This is a genomic window from Flavobacterium sp. N1994 (assembly GCF_025947145.1).
In the GTDB taxonomy this organism is placed as follows: Bacteria; Bacteroidota; Bacteroidia; order Flavobacteriales; family Flavobacteriaceae; genus Flavobacterium.
On record NZ_CP109999.1, the window covers coordinates 29,873 to 51,265 of the forward strand.

23 protein-coding genes are annotated in these 21,393 nt (G+C 34.7%); 16 read left to right on the forward strand and 7 right to left on the reverse strand.

The annotated features are described in order from the left end of the window. Nucleotides 1–38 precede the first annotated feature (38 nt). Nucleotides 39–461 (forward strand): EamA family transporter, encoded by a 423-nt coding sequence (locus tag OLM53_RS00185; RefSeq protein ID WP_264521036.1) that lies wholly within the window; start codon nt 39–41, stop codon nt 459–461. Between the two features lie 5 nt (nt 462–466). On the opposite strand, the gene OLM53_RS00190 is transcribed toward OLM53_RS00185, so the two are convergent. Next, nucleotides 467–1,099 (reverse strand): hypothetical protein, encoded by a 633-nt coding sequence (locus OLM53_RS00190; protein ID WP_264521037.1) that lies wholly within the window; start codon nt 1,097–1,099, stop codon nt 467–469. 124 nt (nt 1,100–1,223) lie between these two features. On the opposite strand from OLM53_RS00190, the gene kdsB reads away from it, so the two are divergent. Next, nucleotides 1,224–1,949 (forward strand): 3-deoxy-manno-octulosonate cytidylyltransferase, encoded by a 726-nt coding sequence (gene kdsB / locus OLM53_RS00195; protein WP_264521038.1) that lies wholly within the window; start codon nt 1,224–1,226, stop codon nt 1,947–1,949. Here kdsB and OLM53_RS00200 read toward each other — a convergent pair. Then, nucleotides 1,946–2,656 carry a potassium channel family protein gene (locus OLM53_RS00200; RefSeq protein WP_264521039.1) on the reverse strand — a complete coding sequence of 237 codons (711 nt, stop codon included), beginning with the start codon at nt 2,654–2,656 and terminating at the stop codon, nt 1,946–1,948. The two genes, kdsB and OLM53_RS00200, sit on opposite strands and share 4 nt — an antisense overlap. Continuing rightward, nucleotides 2,656–3,318, reverse strand: coding sequence for a spermidine synthase (locus tag OLM53_RS00205; protein ID WP_264521040.1), 663 nt, complete (start codon nt 3,316–3,318; stop codon nt 2,656–2,658). The genes OLM53_RS00200 and OLM53_RS00205 overlap by 1 nt, the downstream gene beginning before the upstream one ends. A gap of 151 nt (nt 3,319–3,469) precedes the next feature. Between OLM53_RS00205 and OLM53_RS00210 the strand changes: the two genes are divergently transcribed. The 5 genes from OLM53_RS00210 to OLM53_RS00230 all read left to right on the forward strand — a co-directional run bounded on the left by OLM53_RS00210 (nt 3,470) and on the right by OLM53_RS00230 (nt 8,925). Beyond that, entirely contained in the window at nt 3,470–4,021 is a 552-nt protein-coding gene (locus OLM53_RS00210; protein ID WP_264521041.1) for a 1-acyl-sn-glycerol-3-phosphate acyltransferase, read from the forward strand. A gap of 9 nt (nt 4,022–4,030) precedes the next feature. Beyond that, nucleotides 4,031–5,170, forward strand: coding sequence for a M14 metallopeptidase family protein (locus OLM53_RS00215; protein WP_264521042.1), 1,140 nt, complete (start codon nt 4,031–4,033; stop codon nt 5,168–5,170). Nucleotides 5,171–5,224: 54 nt separating this feature from the next. After that, complete coding sequence (locus tag OLM53_RS00220; RefSeq protein ID WP_264521043.1) at nt 5,225–5,707, forward strand: Lrp/AsnC family transcriptional regulator; 483 nt, start codon at nt 5,225–5,227, stop codon at nt 5,705–5,707. A gap of 78 nt (nt 5,708–5,785) precedes the next feature. Further along, complete coding sequence (locus OLM53_RS00225) at nt 5,786–8,371, forward strand: phosphoenolpyruvate carboxylase (RefSeq protein ID WP_264521044.1); 2,586 nt, start codon at nt 5,786–5,788, stop codon at nt 8,369–8,371. Between the two features lie 35 nt (nt 8,372–8,406). Next, nucleotides 8,407–8,925 carry a DinB family protein gene (locus tag OLM53_RS00230; protein WP_264521045.1) on the forward strand — a complete coding sequence of 173 codons (519 nt, stop codon included), beginning with the start codon at nt 8,407–8,409 and terminating at the stop codon, nt 8,923–8,925. Nucleotides 8,926–9,067: 142 nt separating this feature from the next. Here OLM53_RS00230 and OLM53_RS00235 read toward each other — a convergent pair whose 3' ends face one another. The 4 genes from OLM53_RS00235 to aroB form a co-directional block, all read right to left on the reverse strand. Continuing rightward, on the reverse strand, nt 9,068–9,487 hold the full coding sequence (locus OLM53_RS00235) for a DNA primase (protein WP_264521046.1): 420 nt from the start codon (nt 9,485–9,487) through the stop codon (nt 9,068–9,070). An 11-nt stretch (nt 9,488–9,498) separates the two neighbouring features. Further along, on the reverse strand, nt 9,499–10,473 hold the full coding sequence (locus OLM53_RS00240) for a deoxyhypusine synthase family protein (RefSeq protein WP_264521047.1): 975 nt from the start codon (nt 10,471–10,473) through the stop codon (nt 9,499–9,501). Between the two features lie 110 nt (nt 10,474–10,583). Next, nucleotides 10,584–11,984: an arginine decarboxylase gene (locus OLM53_RS00245; RefSeq protein ID WP_264521048.1), complete on the reverse strand. Its 1,401-nt coding sequence runs from the start codon at nt 11,982–11,984 to the stop codon at nt 10,584–10,586. Nucleotides 11,985–12,278: 294 nt separating this feature from the next. Then, the gene (aroB, locus tag OLM53_RS00250) at nt 12,279–13,346 is read right to left on the reverse strand and encodes a 3-dehydroquinate synthase (protein WP_264522401.1); all 1,068 of its coding nucleotides are present in this window, start codon (nt 13,344–13,346) and stop codon (nt 12,279–12,281) included. 126 nt (nt 13,347–13,472) lie between these two features. On the opposite strand from aroB, the gene OLM53_RS00255 reads away from it, so the two are divergent. From OLM53_RS00255 to OLM53_RS00295, 9 genes are all read left to right on the forward strand, one after another. Further along, complete coding sequence (locus OLM53_RS00255) at nt 13,473–13,772, forward strand: TIGR03643 family protein (RefSeq protein WP_264521049.1); 300 nt, start codon at nt 13,473–13,475, stop codon at nt 13,770–13,772. A gap of 1 nt (nt 13,773) precedes the next feature. Then, entirely contained in the window at nt 13,774–14,193 is a 420-nt protein-coding gene (locus OLM53_RS00260) for a DUF2452 domain-containing protein (protein WP_264521050.1), read from the forward strand. A gap of 13 nt (nt 14,194–14,206) precedes the next feature. Then, on the forward strand, nt 14,207–14,860 hold the full coding sequence (locus tag OLM53_RS00265; protein WP_264521051.1) for a flavin reductase family protein: 654 nt from the start codon (nt 14,207–14,209) through the stop codon (nt 14,858–14,860). After that, nucleotides 14,853–16,346 carry a cryptochrome/deoxyribodipyrimidine photo-lyase family protein gene (locus OLM53_RS00270; RefSeq protein ID WP_264521052.1) on the forward strand — a complete coding sequence of 498 codons (1,494 nt, stop codon included), beginning with the start codon at nt 14,853–14,855 and terminating at the stop codon, nt 16,344–16,346. The genes OLM53_RS00265 and OLM53_RS00270 overlap by 8 nt, the downstream gene beginning before the upstream one ends. Continuing rightward, the gene (locus tag OLM53_RS00275) at nt 16,343–17,071 is read left to right on the forward strand and encodes a YqjF family protein (protein ID WP_264521053.1); all 729 of its coding nucleotides are present in this window, start codon (nt 16,343–16,345) and stop codon (nt 17,069–17,071) included. The genes OLM53_RS00270 and OLM53_RS00275 overlap by 4 nt, the downstream gene beginning before the upstream one ends. Next, the gene (locus OLM53_RS00280) at nt 17,064–17,210 is read left to right on the forward strand and encodes a DUF2256 domain-containing protein (protein WP_264521054.1); all 147 of its coding nucleotides are present in this window, start codon (nt 17,064–17,066) and stop codon (nt 17,208–17,210) included. The genes OLM53_RS00275 and OLM53_RS00280 overlap by 8 nt, the downstream gene beginning before the upstream one ends. Further along, complete coding sequence (locus OLM53_RS00285; RefSeq protein WP_264521055.1) at nt 17,200–18,741, forward strand: cryptochrome/photolyase family protein; 1,542 nt, start codon at nt 17,200–17,202, stop codon at nt 18,739–18,741. The genes OLM53_RS00280 and OLM53_RS00285 overlap by 11 nt, the downstream gene beginning before the upstream one ends. Further along, complete coding sequence (locus OLM53_RS00290) at nt 18,738–20,039, forward strand: DASH family cryptochrome (protein WP_264521056.1); 1,302 nt, start codon at nt 18,738–18,740, stop codon at nt 20,037–20,039. The genes OLM53_RS00285 and OLM53_RS00290 overlap by 4 nt, the downstream gene beginning before the upstream one ends. Nucleotides 20,040–20,162: 123 nt before the next feature. After that, entirely contained in the window at nt 20,163–21,332 is a 1,170-nt protein-coding gene (locus OLM53_RS00295) for a proline dehydrogenase family protein (RefSeq protein ID WP_264521057.1), read from the forward strand. Nucleotides 21,333–21,393: the final 61 nt, after the last annotated feature.

The following is a 21,393-nucleotide window of genomic DNA, read 5'->3' on the forward strand; positions in this document are numbered from 1 at the left end:
AAGTAACTTAGCTACTCAAAAACTAAGTCACTTTAAAAATGAAAAACTGGATAGTATATTCTTTAATCTCAATGTTCTTTGCTGGATTGACTTCGGTCATTGCCAAAATGGGCTTGCGAAATGTAAGCTCTGATACTGGATTGGCAGTGAGAACGATAGTCGTTTTCTTGATAGTTTGGCTTAATGTATTTGTATTTCAATCGGTCAAAGATTTTAGAAATCTCACCAAAATGGATATAGTGTTTCTCGCTATTTCAGGTGTAACAACTTCACTTTCATGGATATTTTACTATAAAGCCATTAAAATAGGTAACGTTTCACAAGTGGCATTAATAGACAAAGGAAGTATTTTAATTACGCTATTATTATCTTTTATAGTATTAAACGAACAATTTTCATGGAAGATTGCTGTTGGAGGAGGTTTTATAATCGTTGGTCTTTTGATATTAACCCTTAAATAATTGGATTAAAAAATAGTTTTCTTCCTTCTATTACTGTGCTTTCTGCTATTTTCAATGACTCGTAGTTTATTGGTTAATATTCCTCCTTCGTTTCGCATAAGCCCATATCGAAAATAAAGGCCAAAAAAACTTTTATTGGCATCGTTATGGTCTCCCACAAAATCAATATTACCAAAAACAAATCCCAATCCCCAATGTTCTTCCAATTGCGCAAAAAGAGTGGAAGATATTTCCATCATTACGGGTGTTTTTGAATTAAAAAGACAGCCCGCCCCAACCGATATTTCATTACTAAAAATACCAAATTGACAGGCATCCATAGTTACTCTTAGTTCAGAAAAACCAACACTACTACTGTCAGCAACCATCCTCCTAAATTGTCCTAAAGCAATGCCAACATCTACTGAACCAAACGATCGTCCAAATTCAGCGTTTTGACAAATTCGCTGAGACAATGTTTCTCCTTTAGTATCACTTCCTGTAGTTAATGATAGGAACATTGATCTTCCATACCACGAACTTTTTACATCAATGATAGTATCTTTTACTACATCAGTTTTTACCAAAAGGCTATCTTTAATTATTTGGGAATTTCCATTAAAGGCAATTAGTAACAAAAGGATAAAAAAATGTTTCATGTATAAAGACTAAAAATTTTTTCTTATTTTTAATGCTAATATATTTAAAATTATGGTAAGCAAATTTTAATTAGTTCCTAAAATAAAAACTACTTTGTACCTTAGCCACTCACAAGTTTAGTTTATGAAAATCATCGCCGTCATTCCAGCCCGTTATGCCTCAACCCGTTTTCCTGCCAAACTCATGCAAGATTTAGGCGGAAAGACTGTAATTCAACGAACTTATGAAGCTGCAGTCAATACCCATTTATTTAGTGATGTTTTTGTGGTTACCGATAGTATTTTGATTTACGATGAAATCATCAATAATGGAGGCAAAGCTATCATGAGTATCAAAGAACATGAAAGTGGTAGTGACCGAATTGCTGAAGCTGTCGAAAAGTTAGAGGTAGATATTGTAGTGAATGTACAAGGAGATGAACCCTTTATCAACAAAGAACCTTTAGCAAAAGTTTTGGATGTTTTTCGAAATGATTTTGAACATAAAATCGATTTAGCTTCGTTGATGTTTGAAATCAAAGACAAATTGGAAATTGAAAACCCAAATAATGTAAAAGTGGTAACCGACCAAAATGGTTTTGCATTATACTTTTCTCGTTCTGTAATTCCGTATCCTCGTGACCCTGATGCTGGAGTTCGTTATATGAAACACATCGGAATTTATGCCTTCCGTAAAAAAGCCTTGCTAGATTTTTATCGTTTACCAATGAAATCACTCGAAGCTTCTGAGAAACTAGAACAACTCCGCTACTTAGAATTTGGAAAAAGAATTAGAATGGTCGAAACCAATCAAGGAAGTATTGGAATAGATACACCAGAAGATTTAGAACAAGCTAGGAAGCTAATTTAAAGATCATTATTCTCATTGTCAAAATAGCCTTTTGATTTTACTTTTGTAGAAAAGAAATTCAAAAACAAAATCACAAACGACAAGAAGAACATCGCCTGAATGCAAGCTAAAAATTTCCCATAGGTGGTTATCGGATAATAATCTCCGTAACCAATGGTGTTTGTAGTCATTAAACTAAAATAGATGGCATCTGACCAATGAGCAAAAGGAATATTGGTATTGTTACCCAATGTATAAAAGACTCCAAACGATATTACGATTTCTAAATAGTTAAAAAATAACAACAACATCGAACGCTTATAGGAACGCGGACGCGAAAATAAATCGGAAGCAAAAATCAGTGTTGGAATATAAAGAATGGTTTCTAAAATTAGATAAACCAACAGCCAAATTAAAACTTTGTATTCTTGCCAATGATTCACAAGTATCAAGAATGGAAACAATGTTTTCATTACTATATAACAATCCATTGCCAAATCCTTGTAAGCATAATTTATTTTAGAGGCTATAGTTTTTACATAAATACCAGGAAATAATAATTGAGAAACAGACAGGAACAAACGAAATATTTTTTCAATACCATTATCATCTTGATGGTCGTTATTCCAAATAGAACGGATGTTTAAAATTCTCCTCTCTATTGGATTGTATTTTGGTTTATAGTTTTCATTTACTTTACCAATCAATAATTTTTTGAAAAATCCCATCAGCTTAGTTTTTTTATGGTAAACAATTCGTTGTGCGTTTCTACTTTAGGATACATCCGTAAAGAATAATTACCATTAAATTTTGATTTGTAATGGGCGTTGCGCTCTTCCTGTTTTTGGTTAATTACCATCGTATTGAACAAGATAAATCCATTAAGATTTAAAAGCGAATTAATTCTATTGATAAAAAAATCCTGAAACAAAAAGTTGGGCATGGTACTATCTTCAAAAATATCAATAATGATTAAGTCATACGTTTTCTTAGTTTTCAAAACGTATTCAAATGCATCATCAATCACAATTTCCAAATTTGGAATTTTATCCAATTCAAAATACTGATTAGCTATAGCAATCACAGTTTCGTCAATTTCAACACCAGTAATTTTTCCTTTAAATTTTACTTCGTCTACCAAGGTTTTAATGACACTGCCACCAGCAACTCCAAGAACCAAAATACTTTCAAAATTCCGTATGCGGTCAAAACCTATATATTTCAATCCTTTTCGAAGAATGCGTTGTAAACTTCCATAGGAGTAATTAGTACTTTTACTATCTAAAACCAATTCACCGTTATTCCAAGTTACTTCAAGCGATTTGCTTACAGAAGAATTTTTCTTGTAAATAGTAATTGGAATAAAATAGCTGAACAGTTTTCGAATCATCAATAAATATTTTCTCAAAAGTAACACAGAAATACTAAATTTACGCAAATTAATACACATGACATCGCCAAAAAAATACAAGTTTGCAAAGCAAACTCCACTCAAAGAAAGGCGATTGCATGTGACAATTGAAAAATAATAATAACGACAGATGAAAAAACGACTTTACAAATTTATTTTCTATCGATTACTCGGCTGGAAATTGATTGGTACTATGGATGATTCCATCAAAAAGTGTGTTGTCATTGTTATCCCACATACTGCGAATGTTGATTTTTTCATTGCCTTATTGGTTCGCGGAATTATGAAAGTCGAAATTAATTTTGTTGGCAAAAAAGAGCTGTTTGCTTTTCCATTTGGCTATTATTTTAGAAGCGTTGGTGGTGCGCCATTGGATAGAAGTGGAGGCAAAAACAATGTGGATGCCACTGCGGAAGTATTTAACAAACACGAAACATTCCGATTAGCATTATCACCCGAAGGCACCAGAAAAAAAGTAACCGAGCTCCGAACAGGTTTTTATTACATCGCTCTCAAAGCCAATGTGCCCATAATTCCAGTAGCTTTTGATTATGGTAAAAAAGAGGTCAGAGTTGGAAATCCTTTTACCGTTACAGGAAATTATGAAGAAGATATGAAATTCATTTTGCCTCATTTTAAAGACGCCATCGGGAAAATTCCAGAAAGAAGTTTTCAAGTTTAAAAACAAACTATGAATTATTTACAATTACATCAAGATAATAAAGAAGAATCACTCTTTGGAAGATATATCACCTTAGAGCATATTGAACCCTTATTGGAAAAATATTCTACAGAAATTGTTGGTCAATCGGTTTTAGGAAAGCCTATATATAAAATAGAGCTTGGAACGGGTAACACTCGAATTCTACTGTGGTCGCAAATGCATGGCAATGAAAGTACCACTACCAAAGCCTTGTTTGATTTTTTAAAGCTATTGCACACTAAATCCGAATTAAGTAACAAGTTGTTAAGCGAATTCACTTTTTGCATGCTTCCAATGCTTAATCCAGACGGAGCCGAATTATACACCCGTGAAAATGCAAACACAATCGACTTAAATCGTGATGCACAAAACTTGTCCCAACCCGAAAGTATCATTTTACGAAAAACATTTGAAGCATTTCAACCTAATTATTGCTACAATCTTCACGATCAAAGAACCATTTTCGGAGCTGGCACAACGGGAAATCCAGCAACCGTTTCTTTTTTAGCACCAGCTTATAATGAAAATCGAGATATCAATGAAGTGCGAACAAAAGCTATGAATATCATTGTTGCCATGAATGAAACACTGCAACAATTCATTCCCAACCAAGTGGGTCGCTTTGATGATTCGTTTAATTTGAATTGTGTGGGTGATACCTTTCAGTATTTAAATGTTCCCACTATTCTTTTTGAAGCAGGTCATTTTCCTAACGATTATGAAAGAGAAATAACAAGAAAATATATTTTTATAGCCTTGATTTCTGGTCTAAGCTATTTCCGCGAAAACGATATAGTTCTCAACAAAAATGAGGATTACGTGAAAATTCCGCAAAATAAAGTCGTTTTTTATGATTTTGTTTATAAAAATGTTAAAATAAATTATGATGATAACGAAAAAATTATCAATTTTGCAGCTAAGTTCAAAGAAGTTCTAAATAATAAGAAAATAACTTTTGAAGCAGTAATTGCTCAAATTGATTCTTTAGAAAATTATTTTGGTCATGTCGAGTTTGACGCTAAAGGCGAAATTTATCATGATACTGAAAATAATAGTCCAACAATCAACTCAAAAGCTACTTTTAGTTTAGGAAAACAAATTAGAGTAGTTAACGGAAACATTGAATAGTTAACTTTTTTTGAACTTGAAATTTGAAGATTGATTTTAACAAAACAAAGTTGTATGAGCAAGTTTAAACTAGACGAAGTAGACCACCAAATCTTAGACATGTTGATTGATAACACCAGAATTCCATTTACGGATATTGCAAAAAAATTGCTTATCTCTGCTGGAACGGTTCACGTCAGAGTAAAGAAAATGGAAGATCAAGGAATCATCATGGGTTCTTCATTATCTTTAGATTATGAAAAATTAGGGTATTCTTTCATCGCCTATGTAGGTGTGTTTTTGAACAATACTTCTCAAACCAAATTTGTATTAGAAAGAATCAACGAAATTCCATATGTAACCGTTGCTCATGTAACTACTGGTAAATTTAATATCTTCTGCAAAATCAGAGCTAAAGATACGAAACACGCCAAAGACGTAATCTTCATGATTGATGATATCGAAGGGGTTTACAGAACAGAAACTATGATTTCATTAGAAGAAAGCATTAACGACAAAAAACGTTTAATGCACACGATCTTTCAAGAATTAGACTAGTCAAATCAAAAAATATATGTAAAACCTCAAGCAAAACCTTGAGGTTTTTTTGTACTTTTAAAATTCAATTTCACTACCATGTACACTTTACCTAAAATTGAACGTTTCAACCAAAATGTCCGATCGAAATACAATATCTATAACAGTGTTTTCATAACACTTCCTTTTGACGCTATTGATAATACTGGCGTTTTATTGCCTTTATTTAGTGAAGTGTGTGATGCGGGGTTTAAAAAGAATTGGTCACCCAAACAAATCGTCGATTTCTTTTCCGAGAAGTATTTAGACAATATGTCTGAAGAGCATAAAATCGATTTACTATTCCGCTTTATCCAATATGTCGAACGTCAAATTGTACTCTTTGATGCTATAGAAGATGCTGCTTTCCCAATAGTAAACAATCTAGAAGGAAGAGGTTCGTTGCGTGATGTAAAAGAAAAGTCAGACGCTAAAGATAAACGTGAGGAACTAAAGAACTTCCTCGAAAACTTCAATGTACGAACTGTTCTCACAGCCCATCCAACACAATTTTATCCTGGGTCTGTTTTAGGAATCATAACCGATTTGACTGAAGCCATTCGGAAAAATGATTTGATAGCCATTAAACAATTATTGGCACAATTAGGAAAAACGCCATTCATTAAAAAAGTAAAACCAACGCCTTTCGATGAAGCGGTAAGTCTAATTTGGTATCTTGAAAATGTGTTTTACCAAACCATAGGGGAGATGATGCAGTATTTACAGAAGAACTTCTTTGAGGGTAATAGTATCGAAAATCCAGTGATCAATTTGGGCTTTTGGCCCGGTGGCGATAGAGATGGAAACCCTTTTGTAACTCCAGAGATTACCGAAAAAGTAGCTGACAGACTCCGAACTTCCATTCTCAAATGCTATTACTTTGATATCAGAAATCTGAAAAGAAAACTAACCTTCAACGAAGTCGATACTATTATCGCTAGCATTGAATACAAATTATACCGCTCTGTTTTTTATTCGCAAGGCGAAGTATTAATATCATTGCAGGAACTAATCAACGATTTAAATATTGTCAAACAAATCATCATCGATAATCACCAATCGTTGTACTTAGATGAAATCAATTTGTTGTTGCAAAAGATCAATCAGTTTGGGTTTCACTTTGCCTCCTTAGATATTAGACAAAATAGTAAGATACACAATCAGGTTTTTGACGATATCATTGCCTTTTTGAAAAGAGAGAAAGCCGTGTATTTCAACGAAGACTACAACACGCTTTCGGAAGAGGAGAAGATAGAAGTCATCTCAAACCTCCATTACAATGTAACACACCATACTTTTGAAAATGAAATGACACGTTCCACTTTGGATACCATCAAATTGATGAGAGAAATTCAAAGTAAGAATGGAGAAACCAGTTGCAATCGGTACATCATCAGTAATAATGAAAGCGCGCTGAATGTCATTGAAACTTTTGCCTTATTCCGCTTAGTGGGTTGGGAAAATCCAACGGTAGATATTGTACCGCTTTTCGAATCCGTTGATGATTTGCAAAATGCCCATGAAATTATGGAGCAGTTGTATAAAAATGAAGCCTATCGTTTTCATTTACAACAACGAAAAGACAAGCAAACTGTAATGCTAGGCTTCTCAGACGGTACTAAAGATGGCGGTTACTTAATGGCCAACTGGGGTATTTTCAAAGCCAAAGAAATGATAACCAAAATCTCTCGCGAGTACGGCATCAAAGTAATCTTCTTTGACGGTCGAGGTGGACCTCCAGCTCGTGGCGGCGGAAAAACCCATAAGTTTTATGCTTCCTTAGGTTCTACTATTGAAAATCAAGAAATTCAAGTTACCGTGCAGGGACAAACCATCAGCTCCAACTTTGGAACGCTTGATTCTTGTCGTTATAATCTCGAAAACTTATTGAGTGCCGGAGTCGCGAATCAAATCTTTAACAAAGAAGAAAACAATTTATCGGAAAGTGATAAAATCATCATTGATACTTTGGCCGAATTAGGCTATGAAAAATACTTAAGCTTTAAAAACCATCCTAAATTCATTCCGTATTTAGAGCAGATCAGCACGCTTAAATACTACGCAAAAACCAATATCGGTAGCCGACCTTCTAAAAGAAATGCCACAGATAAATTAAACTTCGCCGACCTGCGTGCCATTCCTTTTGTGGGATCATGGAGTCAACTAAAACAAAACGTTCCTGGGTTTTTCGGAGTAGGAACCGCTTTGAAACATTTTGAAGATACTAATCAATGGGATAAAGTTCAAAGCTTATATGACGATTCTTTATTCTTCCGAACCTTATTAGAGAATACTGCGATGTCATTAGCCAAATGCTTCTTCCCACTCACAGCTTACATGAAAGACGATGAAGAGTTTGGCGCCTTCTGGCAAATCATTTACGATGAATTCTTAGAAACCAAAAGACTATTACTAAAAATAGCAGGACACAAAGAACTCATGGAAAACTATCCCGACGGGAAAGCCTCTATCGCCATGAGAGAACAAATCGTAATGCCTTTATTAGCCATCCAACAATACGCTTCCTCCCAAATCAATGCGATGAAAAAGAATAATATCATGGATGAAAAGCTAGTTAGCGTTTATGAAAAGTTAGTAATCCGTTCACTGTTTGGAAATACGAATGCTAGTAGGAATTCGGCGTAGTAGATATTTTTAAACTTAATAAACAATCATCCATCATGAAAGTAGCACAAGTACAACCCAATGAATACGCCTCCTATTACGCAAACTACGTTAACCAAGTATCTGATGAGTATTCTTTAACCGAAGAACTCGAAATATCAGTACATCGCCTAGTCAAATTTGTACAAAATATCCCCTTAGACAAATTCGATTACCGCTACGCCGAAGGCAAATGGACCATCAAAGACATTATTCTCCATCTTATAGATGCCGAGAGAATCTTTGCCTACAGAGCTTTACGCTTTGCCCGTAATGACAAAACCGCTTTAGCTAGCTTTGATGAAAATATGTACGTTGAGGAAGCTCATGCCAACCAAAGAAGCATCCAAGATCTATTATCAGAACTTTTAGTAGTTAGACAAGCTACATTAGCGTTATTCAAATCCTTCAACGAAGAACAACTACTAAGAATTGGAACTGCTTCAAACAACCCAATGTCAGTAAGAGCCTTAGGTTTCGTAATCATAGGCCATCAAAACCACCATCAAAGAGTTTTTGAAGAACGCTATCTATAGTAACCGTCACTTCGAGTGTTTTGAGCTATGCTCAAAATGTATCGAGAAGCAAAAAAAATCCCAAACACTATTTAGTATTTGGGATTCTATATTTATAAACAAAAATTCAAATCGTAATTCGTAATTTCTAATTCGTAATTAACTACTCTTCATCATCGTCATCATCAAAGTTGTCTGAAACTTCAAAATCATCATCGTCATCGTCGTCGTCACCATCATCAGAACCTCCTTTATCTTTCAATAAATCTTCTTCTTCATCTTCATCGGCATCAGATGGGATATCATCATCGTCATCTAAACCTTTGATTGGTTCGATTGGTTCTACTACAGAGTCGATGTCTTCTTCTTCATCAAATTTCTCCATACGGCTGGCGAGTTTAGTACTCACTTTGACCAAGTAAATAGTGTCTTCCGTTCTTACCTCAACGGCTTCAATTAGCTCGTTTTGAGCATTTCTAAAACGAATGATGTCAGAGTCGTCATAACCTTCAGGAAATTTCTCTACTAATAAATTTAGTATGTCTCCAGTTAGTTTAGCATAGTCTACGATAATTCTTCTCATAAAAAAACTTTTTATAAATCTAGTAAGTAAGCAAATATTAAAGGTACAACAATTGTTGCATCCGATTCTACAATAAATTTGGGTGTATGTATGTCAAGTTTGCCCCATGTGATTTTCTCATTAGGGACAGCTCCTGAATAGGAACCATAACTTGTCGTTGAATCTGAAATTTGGCAAAAGTAACTCCAAAACGGAATGTCATGCATTTCCATATCTTGGTATAACATCGGCACTACACAAATAGGGAAGTCCCCAGCAATACCTCCTCCAATCTGAAAGAAACCAACGCCTCTTCCGCCAGAGTTTTTTGGAAACCAATCCGCTAACCACATCATGTATTCAATACCACTTTTCATCGTTTGTGGACTGAATTCTCCTTTAATACAATACGAAGCAAAGATATTTCCCATGGTACTGTCTTCCCATCCTGGTACTACAATCGGTAAGTTTTTCTCCGCGGCAGCAATCATCCAAGAATCTTTTGGGTCAATCTCATAATATTGTTCTAACACACCAGAGTTAAGCATCTGGTACATAAATTCATGCGGAAAGTAACGTTCTCCTTTAGCGTTAGCGTTATTCCAAATATCATATAGGTGCGATTGTAATCTTCTAAAAGCTTCCTCTTCAGGAATACAAGTATCGGTAACTCGGTTGTAATGGTTTTCTAGTAAATCCCATTCTTCTTGTGGACTTAAATCACGATAGTTAGGCACTCTTTTATACGAATTGTGCGCTACCAAGTTCATGATGTCTTCTTCTAAATTGGCTCCAGTACAAGAAATGATATGTACTTTATCCTGACGAATCATTTCCGCCAATGATTTTCCTAATTCTGCCGTACTCATAGCACCGGCAAGGGAAATCAACATTTTACCATTGTCAAGCAAATGTTCTTCATAGCCTTTAGCTGCGTCAACTAGTGCTGCCGCATTGAAATGAAGATAGTGTTTTTCTATAAATTGACTTATTGGTCCTTTGCTCATTTTGGTTTGCATTTTATGCTTGTAGTTGGTGGTTCAAAGAAAAACTTTTTTTCTAAAACTACAAACAGTTTTTAAATTTTAATTCTGTTAAAAATAATTGTTTTTAAGTATTATATTTTGTCGTAACCCAATATTTTCAATACATCATCAGCACTTTGTTGTTCAGAGAACACTTCGGTAGCTAGGATGCCGTTTTCATCACGATCAATCAAAATATGTTTCGGTTGTGGAATCAAACAGTGATGCAATCCTCCAAAGCCACCAATCGTTTCTTGGTAAGCACCCGTATTAAAGAAGCCTATATATAAAGGTTTCTCTTTATTGTATTTAGGCAAATACACCGCATTCATATGTTGCTCCGAATTGTAATAATCATCACTATCGCAAGTCAATCCACCTAATAAAACTCTTTCATAAGTATCATTCCAACGATTCACAGCTAACATTACAAAACGTTTGTTAATCGCCCAAGTATCAGGCAAAGTAGTAATGAATGAACTATCAATCATGTTCCAGTTCTCTCTGTCATTTTGTTTCTTTTGATACAACACTTGATAAATTGCCCCTCCAGATTCACCAACGGTAAACGAACCAAACTCGGTGTAGATGTGTGGTACATCAATTTCGGCTTCGTCACAAGAGATTTTAATTTGGTTTAAGATTTCATCAATCATGTATTGGTAATCGTACTCAAATCCTAAGGAGTTTTTAATCGGGAATCCCCCACCAATGTTCAAACTATCTAAAGTTGGGCATTCCTTTTTAAGAGCTACATATACTTTAATACATTTCACTAATTCATTCCAATAATATGCGGTATCCATAATACCTGTATTGATAAAGAAGTGAAGCATTTTTAATTCCACTTGTTTATTTTCCTGAATTTGTTTTCTGTAAAACGGAACGATGTCTTTGTATCCAATACCTAAACGTGAAGTATAAAACTCAAATTTAGGCTCTTCCTCTGCAGCAATACGAATTCCGATTTTAAACTTACCGTTAATAGATTCTTGTAACAAATCTAACTCTTCGTAGTTATCAATGATAGGCACTGTTTTAGTGTAACCACCATTAATCAAACGAGCAATGTTTTCAATGTATTGTTCTCTTTTGAATCCGTTGCAAATGATGTAGGTGCTTTTATTGATTTTGCCTTGTGCGATTAAATTCTCTACAATATTAATATCATAAGCCGATGAGGTTTCGATATGAACATTGTTCTTGAATACTTCATTCATGATGAAGCTAAAATGAGAACTCTTAGTACAATAGCAATAGTAGTATTTGGCTTCGTACTTATTTTTTTCCATAGCTTTTCTAAACCAACCTTTGGCTTTGTTGATGTTATTAGAAATCTGCGGTAAATAAGTAAATTTTAAAGGCGTACCATATTGTTCTACCAATTTCATCAAATCAATATTGTGAAACTGTAAATGGTCTTTGTTTAAAGTAAATTCTTCTTGTGGAAAGTAAAAAGTTTGGTTTATTAAATCGTAATATTTAGTGTTCATTGAGGATTTAGAATTATAGTTTAATTTAGTTTATAAAAACAAAGTAAAAGCTATAATTCAAACTCTAATATTAGCGTATATAATAGGTAGTTTTTCCTGAAATAAAAAGGTAATTGGAGAACACATAGCTATAAAATCACTTTTTAAACTAAAAAAACGATTAGACAAAGCAAAAAAAGTAAGATAGTTTTCTTGACTATAGTTACTGTGAATAGTAGTGTTGGCACTTTTTTTCATTAGGGCAAATGTAAAAAATAATATATTCGAAATGCAACTATTTGTATGAAAAAAATGTTAATACTTATAATCGTCAAAAGATTTTATAATTAGCTTGTTTTCAACCTCTTGATTAATTTTAATGGTGCCAATACCCTCCAGTAAAGCGAATTGTATTTTCCCGTATTCATTTTTCTTATCATGAATCAATAAATCTAGAATAGGTTGGATATCTTCTTCTTCAAAAACGATGGTGTCAAATATGGCATTAATGGTATTTTTAATTTCCAGATATTCTGCCGCTGAAAGGAGTTTCATTTGCCAGGAGATATAACTTTCTAAAATCATTCCCACAGCAATAGCTTCACCATGTAACAAGGTTTTCTTGTTGTCATTTTCTAGAAAATAACTTTCGATAGCATGCCCTAAAGTGTGACCAAAATTCAACGCTTTCCGAATCCCGTTTTCAGTTGGATCTTGCATTACAATATCATTTTTGATGGCAATAGAACGATGTATTAAAGCATCAGAATCAGCAAAGTCAATTTGGGTTAAATTCTTGAATTGGGACCAATAAGAAGCATCGGCAATCAAACCATGCTTTAGCATTTCTGCTAAACCCGAACGCATTTGATCTTGCGGTAAAGTGGTCAAATATTCGGTATCAATAAGGACCATTTTCGGAACATTGATAACACCAATTTGGTTTTTTAAATTTCCTAAGTCTACTCCGTTTTTGCCTCCAACAGAAGCATCAACCATGGCTAAAAGAGTAGTAGGGATATGAATAAAATCAATACCTCTTTTAAAAGTAGAAGCTACAAATCCACCAATATCGGTAATAACTCCGCCGCCTACATTTATAAGTACTGTTTTTCTATCGGCTCCAAGTTCCGTTAGGATATTCCAAATCTCAACACAAGTAGTGATGTTTTTTTCGCTTTCTCCAGCTTCAATTTCAATGATTTCAATGGTTTTATCCGTTGCTAAGAAAGGTAACAAGCGGGTTAAGCAGTATTCATTAGAATTGGTATCTGCTAAAATGAAGATATTGGAATACTTGCTTTCTTGAATAAAGGTATTGAGAAAGTCATATCCGTTTTCGCTGAATACTATTGGGTAACCATTGGCCGCTATAGGTTGCATCATGAGTAAAATGTATTCAGCAAAATAAGGGATTTTTTTTCTAATAACGCAATAAGATTTATTAATAGCCATTTGTTTTTGTATCAGAAATAAAGTTTACTTTTGTTTAAAGTTTTATTTAAAAGAATGAACAAAAAACCAATTGCCGTAAATCCCAATTTAGATGATATTGCCATTGATAGAATCATAGAGATGGCTTGGGAAGACAGAACTCCGTTTGATGCCATCAAATTTCAGTTTGGTTTGGTAGAAGCCGATGTCAAAGCTTTAATGAAAAGAGAACTCAAGTTTAGTAGTTACAAACTTTGGCGTGAGCGTGTTGAAAACTGTAAAACCAAACATGCAGCAAAAAGAGTAGAGGGAATAGATAGATTCAAATGTAATCTCCAACGTGCTATTTCAAACAATAAAATTTCTAAAAGATAACATGGAAAAAGATAAACCAGACAATATAGTATACTCGGATGAAAAAGGATATCACGCGAGTATATTGCCTTATGCCACAAATGTAGGAGCTCCTGCCATTAAAATAGATGATTTAGTCTCCTGGAAAAGTAGAGGGATTAGCAACGTTAACAAAGAGTTTGAAAACAAATTCAACGAACTCAAATTGCAATACCAAAAATTAATGATGGAATACGAATGGAACGAATTAGTATACAACGCTAAGTTCTCGTTTGAGCCAGTTATTGGAGAAATTTATCATATGTATCGTGGAGATGATGGCGTAAATTTTCTTTCACTTATTGGACCTTATGAATGGAACAAAGAACACATCGGTACCTTCAAACTCAACAGCGATAAGAAGTGGGTAGTTCTTAACCAAAGGGATGATTATTTTTCATAAAACCAAACAAAGCATGCAAAAGTATATTTCTTCCGAAGACATAGTAGCTATGGAAAAACAGACCCGAGTACATTTTATTAATAGTATTGGGGGATTTAAGAGCGTTACACTTGTTGGGACAGCTGATAGCGATGGAAATACGAATTTGGCTGTTTTCAGTTCGTTAATTCACATAGGAGCCCATCCGCCATTAATGGCTTTAATCTTTAGACCAAGTCCGCCAGAACGCAATACTTTAAATAATTTATTGGAAACAGGCTTTTATACTATTAATCATATTAACGAAACCATTTATAAAAAAGCACATCAAACTTCAGCTCGTTATGAAAAGGAAGTTTCAGAATTTGTAGCAACGGGTTTGACACCTATTTATAAAAATGATTTTCAAGCCCCCTTTGTAAAGGAAAGCGCTGTGCAAATCGGATTGGCATTCAGAGAGAAAATCGATATTAACATCAATAATACTATTATGGTGATTGGTGAAATCGTTCAAGTGCATTTTCCAGAAAACTGTCTTAGTAAAGATGGATTTTTAGATATTGAAAAAGCCAATACTATTACTTGTTCCGGTCTTGATAGTTATCATATAACTAAGAAATTAGACCGATTGAGTTATGCCAAACCTGATAAAGAAATCACTAGTATAATTTCAGATTACTTTGAGTAAAAAAGCTATCAATATTGTTTGGTTCAAAAGAGATTTGCGACTCACAGATCATGAACCGCTTTTTGAGGCACAACAATCCGGTTTACCTATTTTATTGCTTTATTTCTTCGAACCTTCGGTAATGCATTATGATGATTCCGATGTTCGTCATTCGCGTTTTGTCTATCAATCTATTCAAGGATTGCAAACGCAATTAGATGCAATTGAAGCCCAACTTTATTATTTTCATAACGAAGTCGAAACTGTTATTACTGAAATTTTAAAAAACTACGAGATCAAAAATGTGTTCTCTCATCAAGAAATTGGGAACAAAATTACATTCGATAGAGACATTCAAATGCAACACTTCTTTTCTAAAAATAACATCCATTGGAAAGAATTCCAAATGCATGGCGTGATTCGGAAATTAAAATCGAGAAAAGAGTGGGACAAACGTTGGGAACACGTCATGCAACAAACGCCCAAAATAATAGACTTAAATTCGTTGTTAATTGAAAATTTGGATTCTGATTTTTACAATGAATTGAAGGGAGAAAGTCTTGATAAAGCAATCACAACATCCAACAATAATTTCCAACATGGAGGTGAATATTGGGCTTGGAGATATTTAGATAGTTTTGTCAAAGAGCGCTATGTGAATTACAGCAAACACATTTCTAAACCTAGTTTGAGCCGAAAGGGATGCAGCCGTTTATCACCTTATCTGACTTACGGAAACATCAGTATGCGGATGGTGTATCAGTATACGATGCAGCATTATCCAACGTCAGCTAATAAAAGAGCTCTGTCTAATTTCATTTCTCGTTTGCATTGGCATTGCCATTTTATACAAAAATTTGAAGACGAATGCCGAATGGAATTCCACAATATCAACAGCGCTTTTGATATTGTAATTAAACCTAAAAATGATATTTACATCAAGGCGTGGCAAGAAGGAAAAACTGGAGTGCCTATTGTTGATGCTTGTATGCGATGTGTTGTCGCCACTGGGTATCTTAATTTCAGAATGCGAGCTATGGTGGTTTCATTTTTTGTGTTTAATCTGTGGCAGGATTGGCGCGAATTGCATTTTTTGGCTCGACAGTTTTTAGATTACGAACCCGGAATTCATTATCCACAGTTGCAAATGCAATCAGGTGTAACCGGAATCAATACGGTCCGAATTTACAATCCGATTAAGAATTCTGAAGAACACGATAGTGATGGTGTTTTTATTAAAAAATGGATTCCGGAATTAGCTAATGTTCCTTCCAGTTTGATTCACGAACCTTGGAAACTTAGCTTAATCGAACAACAATTATATCAGTGTGAAATCGGCAATGACTACCCAGCACCAATTGTAGATATTGAAGCCACACGAAAATTTGCCAGCGATGTGATCTGGAGTTTCCGCAAAACCGATGAAGTCAAAGAAGAAGGAAAAAGAATTCTGAAAAAGCACGTTAGTAATCCACGAAGAAATTCAAAAACAAACACAAAAAAATGAGCATCTTTTTAAAAGCCAATTGGGAAAACATCATCATGGTCAATTACGAAATAGATCCTGAAATTTTATTCCCTTATTTGCCGCAAGGTGTGGAACTCGATTTATATGAAGGTAAAGCTTATGTCAGTTTGGTTGGATTTATGTTTAAGGACACCAAATTATTCAACATAACCATTCCAAGATTAGGGACTTTTGAAGAAATCAATTTACGCTTTTATGTCAAACGAAAGGAGGAAGGTGTAACTAAGCGAGGTGTAGTGTTTGTCAATGAAACTATTCCATATAAAATTGTAGCATGGATGGCCAATACATTGTATAAAGAACATTACACAGTTGTTCCAACAAAACATAGTATTTCTAAAGATGATGTCAATCAAAAAATACAATTCGATTGGCAGTTGAATAAAAAATGGAATAGCATTTATGTAGAAAATAGGTTGCCATCACAACCAATGCAACAAGATACACTCGAAAAATTCATCTACGAACACTATTATGGCTACACCAAAGTTAGTAATGGTAAAACAGAGGAATATCGGTTGCATCACCCCAGTTGGGAAATTCATGAGGTAGTTGATTATAAAGTCGATTGTGATTTTAAAGCGATGTATGGCGAGTCTTTTTCAGTGTTAAATGATACAAAACCATCTGCTGTTTTTATAGCCAAAGGTTCTTCTGTAGCGATTGAATGGAAACGGACTAAACTGGATTTTGAAAATGCATAACGTAAAAAAACAAAACCTGCCTAGTAAAGTTTGCATCGTTTGTAACAGACCTTTTACCTGGCGCAAAAAATGGGAGAAAGTTTGGGAGGAAGTAAAATATTGTAGCGATAAATGCAGAGCCAATAAAAATGAAAAATAAAAAAACACTTCGGTTAATTTTGGGAGACCAACTCAATAGCAATCACTCTTGGTTCAAATCCATTGATGATTCGGTTACCTATGTGCTGATGGAAGTCCGAACCGAAACCGATTATGCTCAACATCATATTCAAAAAGTAGTGGGTTTTTTCAGTGCGATGCGAACGTTTGCAGTCGATTTGCAATCCGAAAAGCATAAGGTTATATACATACATTTGAATGATAGCGCCAATTTGCAGTCTTTTGAAATGAATTTGAATACTTTAATAAATCAAAATAATTTCACGCATTTCGAATACCAATTGCCCGATGAATACCGATTGGATGTGTTGTTGAAAAACTATTGTAACCAACTTTCAATCGAACATTCGGTTGTGGATACCGAACATTTTTTTAGCACAAGAGAGGAATTAAGCACTTTTTTCGAAGGGAAAAAGATGTTGTTGATGGAAAGTTTTTATCGCGCTATGCGAAAGAAACACAACGTTTTAATGGATGGCGATAACCCCAAAACAGGCCAATGGAACTATGATAGTGATAACCGCAAAAAGCTTCCAAAAGAGCATAAACCAACTCCGCCGTTAGTATTTGACAATGATGTTTCGCAAATTGTATCGGAGTTAAAAGTTACAGATGTTTCGACCATCGGAAGTATTGAGGAGAAGCATTTTGTTTGGCCTATTAATAGAACTCAATCGTTAGCGTTACTCGATTTTTTTGTTGTAGAATGTTTGCCATTGTTTGGTTCCTATCAAGATGCGATGACGCCGAATGAATGGTCGTTGTATCACTCACGTCTTTCTTTTTCAATGAACCTGAAAATGATTTCTCCCAAAGAAGTTATTGATAGAGCCATTCAGGAATGGGAAGACCGTCAGCAGGAAATAGAGTATAACCAACTAGAAGGTTTTGTTAGGCAAATTATTGGCTGGCGCGAATACATGCGAGGTATCTATTGGATGAAAATGCCAGATTACGCGTCTCTGAATTTCTTCGAGAACACTGAAAAATTACCCGACTGGTTTTGGACAGGCAACACTAAAATGAATTGCCTCAAAGATGCGATTTCGCAATCCTTAAAGTATGCTTATGCCCATCACATCCAACGGTTGATGATTACTGGCAACTTTGCTTTGTTGGCCGGAGTGCATCCAGATGAAGTCGATGCTTGGTATCTCGGAATTTATATCGATGCGATTGAATGGGTTGAAATCACCAACACCCGTGGTATGAGTCAGTTTGCCGATGGGGGAATCGTGGGAACAAAACCTTATGTGAGTTCAGCAACCTACATTGATAAAATGAGTCATTATTGTGGTTCGTGTTATTATGACAAGAAGAAAAAAACGGGTGAAAGAGCTTGTCCTTTCAATAGTTTGTATTGGAATTTTTATGATAAAAACGAAGCAAAACTCGCCAAAAATCCTCGCATCGGAATGATGTATAATGTTTGGAGAAAAATGAATTCCGAAGACAAAATCAGTTTGTTAGAGCAAGCCGATTATTATTTGAAAAATATAAATAACCTATGAAAAGAGTTGTAGTTTGGTTTAAAACCGATTTGCGTTTGCACGATAATGAAACTTTGGTAAAAGCCATTGCCAAGAGTGACGAAATTATTCCGGTGTATTGTTTTGATGAAGCTCAGTTCAAAGAAACGGAGTTTGGTTTTCAAAAGACAGGAAGTTTTAGAGCACAATTTTTACTAGAATCTGTTGCCGATTTGGATAAGAATCTAAGAGCATTAGGTTCTGGATTGATTGTTGTAAAAGGAAAGCCCGAAATCGAAATCCCGAAAATGGTTCAGGAATACAAAGCTTATAAAGTCTTTGCCAAACGAGAAGTTACTTATGAAGAAAACGAAACTGAAAACTTAGTAAAATCAGAACTGTTTAAGCTTCGATGCGAATTTGAAACCTATAGCACCAGCACTTTATACCACGCCGAAGATTTACCTTTTTCTATCAAAGATATTCCGGATGTGTTTACTAATTTCAGGAAGAAAACTGAAAAAGATGCCAAAATCAGAAGCGTTTTTGAAATGCCTTTGTCCATTAAATCTCCTGAAATTCCAGAAATTGTTTTACCTACTTTAGAAGAATTAGGATTAGAAAAAAGCACCATCGATTCCAGAGCCGTACTTCAGTTTAAAGGTGGAGAAACAGAGGCTTTACATCGAATGAATCATTATTTTTTTGACACAAAATCAATATCAAAATACAAAGATACTCGCAACGGAATGATTGGTGCGGAGTATTCTTCGAAATTCTCAGCATGGTTAGCATTAGGTTGTTTGTCGCCAAGAGAAATTTATTATGAACTCAAAAAATACGAAGCGCAATACGGAGCCAATGAATCGACTTATTGGTTGGTTTTCGAATTGTTATGGCGCGATTATTTTAGGTTTATGATGAAGAAATACCACACTAAATTTTTTCAACAGAACGGAATCCAAAACAAAGCCATTGAGACCAACAAGCACAATAGTAGGCAACTCCAAAATTGGATAGATGGGAAAACAGGAGTCGATTTTGTGGATGCCAATATGCTAGAACTTAAATTAACCGGATTCATGAGTAACAGAGGCAGACAAAATGTGGCCAGTTATTTGTGCAACGATTTAAAACTCGATTGGCGATATGGCGCGGCCTATTTTGAACAGCAATTAATCGATTATGATGTTTGCAGCAATTGGGGGAATTGGGCGTATTTGGCTGGAGTAGGGAATGACCCTAGAGGAAATCGTTATTTTAATATTGAAAAGCAAGCGCAGGATTATGATAAAAATGCGGAGTACAGAAAGCTTTGGCTGACAGATTTTTTAAAATAACCTAACACTAAATGCAATTCTCTTTTTTATTTGTAATAGAATAACAAATGCTTACTTCAAACTAGTTTTTAAATAGAATAAATCCTAAAACTCTTTTTATATTTGTTGCATTATAACAACAAAATGGAAAAGATTTTCAACAATACCCAAATTGCCTTTGCGCTAAAAACCGACACCGAATTAGATAGAGCCTACTTTTTATTCAAAATGATTGATAATGAACCGTTAGTTCGAATAGGAACTGCGGTTACAAACTTTGCACTCAAAGCTCATTTACCTGTTGAAGGCTTAATCAGAGCCACTGTTTTCGATCATTTTTGTGGCGGAACAACAGAAGAGGATTGTCTGTCTGTTGTAGACAAAATGTTTACCAAAGGTGTTTCATCAGTATTAGATTATTCAGTAGAAGGAAAAGAAGAAGAAGCACAGTTTGATGCCGCTTTAGCAATGACTTTAAAGACTGTTGAATTTGCCAAAGAAAGAAAAGCAATTCCGTTTGCCGTTTTTAAACCTACTGGATTAGGTCGATTTTATCTTTATGAAAAAATTGGAGAAAAACAACCCTTAACTATAGAAGAACAAAAAGAATGGAACCGAGTGGTTTCAAGATTTGACTTGATTTGTAAAACCGCTTACGAGAAAGATGTTGCACTTTTAATTGATGGAGAAGAAAGTTGGATGCAGGATGCCGCTGACGATATTGTCACCGAAATGATGCGCAAATACAACAAGGAAAAAGCTATTGTTTTTAATACGTTGCAACTATACCGTTGGGACCGTTTAGATTATCTGAAAAAATTACACGAGCAAGCCAAATCTGAAGGTTTTTTCATCGGTATGAAGTTAGTTCGTGGTGCCTATATGGAAAAAGAGAACAATCGGGCTGAAGAGAAAGGATATCCGACACCAATCTGCGAAAGCAAAGAAGCTACTGATGCTAATTACGATACCACTATGGCATACATGATGGATAATTTGGATATGATGTCGATTTTTGCCGGAACTCACAATGAATTAAGTTCTTACAAGGTAATCGAACTGATGACAGAAAAAGGTATCGCTAAAAATGATAACCGAATTTGGTTTGGGCAATTATATGGCATGAGTGATAACATTAGTTATAATTTAGCAGAACATGGTTACAATGTTGCCAAATATTTACCTTTTGGACCCGTTAGAGATGTGATGCCCTACTTAATCAGAAGGGCTGAAGAAAATACATCTGTAGCCGGACAAACTAGTAGAGAGTTGAATTTATTGAAGACAGAAAGAGAGAGAAGAAAAAATTGTTAAATGATGGTAAAAACCTCTTTTGTTGAGGTTTTATATACAGCTTTGTTTTTGGAGTTATATT

Excerpts from the sequence above, each read along its gene's own strand:
- OLM53_RS00185 (WP_264521036.1), top strand. The coding sequence starts at position 39 with ATGAAAAACTGGATAGTATATTCTTTAATCTCAATGTTCTTTGCTGGA.
- OLM53_RS00190 (WP_264521037.1), bottom strand. The coding sequence starts at position 1,099 with ATGAAACATTTTTTTATCCTTTTGTTACTAATTGCCTTTAATGGAAAT.
- kdsB (WP_264521038.1), top strand. The coding sequence starts at position 1,224 with ATGAAAATCATCGCCGTCATTCCAGCCCGTTATGCCTCAACCCGTTTT.
- OLM53_RS00200 (WP_264521039.1), bottom strand. The coding sequence starts at position 2,656 with ATGGGATTTTTCAAAAAATTATTGATTGGTAAAGTAAATGAAAACTAT.
- OLM53_RS00205 (WP_264521040.1), bottom strand. The coding sequence starts at position 3,318 with ATGATTCGAAAACTGTTCAGCTATTTTATTCCAATTACTATTTACAAG.
- OLM53_RS00210 (WP_264521041.1), top strand. The coding sequence starts at position 3,470 with ATGAAAAAACGACTTTACAAATTTATTTTCTATCGATTACTCGGCTGG.
- OLM53_RS00215 (WP_264521042.1), top strand. The coding sequence starts at position 4,031 with ATGAATTATTTACAATTACATCAAGATAATAAAGAAGAATCACTCTTT.
- OLM53_RS00220 (WP_264521043.1), top strand. The coding sequence starts at position 5,225 with ATGAGCAAGTTTAAACTAGACGAAGTAGACCACCAAATCTTAGACATG.
- OLM53_RS00225 (WP_264521044.1), top strand. The coding sequence starts at position 5,786 with ATGTACACTTTACCTAAAATTGAACGTTTCAACCAAAATGTCCGATCG.
- OLM53_RS00230 (WP_264521045.1), top strand. The coding sequence starts at position 8,407 with ATGAAAGTAGCACAAGTACAACCCAATGAATACGCCTCCTATTACGCA.
- OLM53_RS00235 (WP_264521046.1), bottom strand. The coding sequence starts at position 9,487 with ATGAGAAGAATTATCGTAGACTATGCTAAACTAACTGGAGACATACTA.
- OLM53_RS00240 (WP_264521047.1), bottom strand. The coding sequence starts at position 10,473 with ATGAGCAAAGGACCAATAAGTCAATTTATAGAAAAACACTATCTTCAT.
- OLM53_RS00245 (WP_264521048.1), bottom strand. The coding sequence starts at position 11,984 with ATGAACACTAAATATTACGATTTAATAAACCAAACTTTTTACTTTCCA.
- aroB (WP_264522401.1), bottom strand. The coding sequence starts at position 13,346 with ATGCAACCTATAGCGGCCAATGGTTACCCAATAGTATTCAGCGAAAAC.
- OLM53_RS00255 (WP_264521049.1), top strand. The coding sequence starts at position 13,473 with ATGAACAAAAAACCAATTGCCGTAAATCCCAATTTAGATGATATTGCC.
- OLM53_RS00260 (WP_264521050.1), top strand. The coding sequence starts at position 13,774 with ATGGAAAAAGATAAACCAGACAATATAGTATACTCGGATGAAAAAGGA.
- OLM53_RS00265 (WP_264521051.1), top strand. The coding sequence starts at position 14,207 with ATGCAAAAGTATATTTCTTCCGAAGACATAGTAGCTATGGAAAAACAG.
- OLM53_RS00275 (WP_264521053.1), top strand. The coding sequence starts at position 16,343 with ATGAGCATCTTTTTAAAAGCCAATTGGGAAAACATCATCATGGTCAAT.
- OLM53_RS00280 (WP_264521054.1), top strand. The coding sequence starts at position 17,064 with ATGCATAACGTAAAAAAACAAAACCTGCCTAGTAAAGTTTGCATCGTT.
- OLM53_RS00285 (WP_264521055.1), top strand. The coding sequence starts at position 17,200 with ATGAAAAATAAAAAAACACTTCGGTTAATTTTGGGAGACCAACTCAAT.
- OLM53_RS00290 (WP_264521056.1), top strand. The coding sequence starts at position 18,738 with ATGAAAAGAGTTGTAGTTTGGTTTAAAACCGATTTGCGTTTGCACGAT.
- OLM53_RS00295 (WP_264521057.1), top strand. The coding sequence starts at position 20,163 with ATGGAAAAGATTTTCAACAATACCCAAATTGCCTTTGCGCTAAAAACC.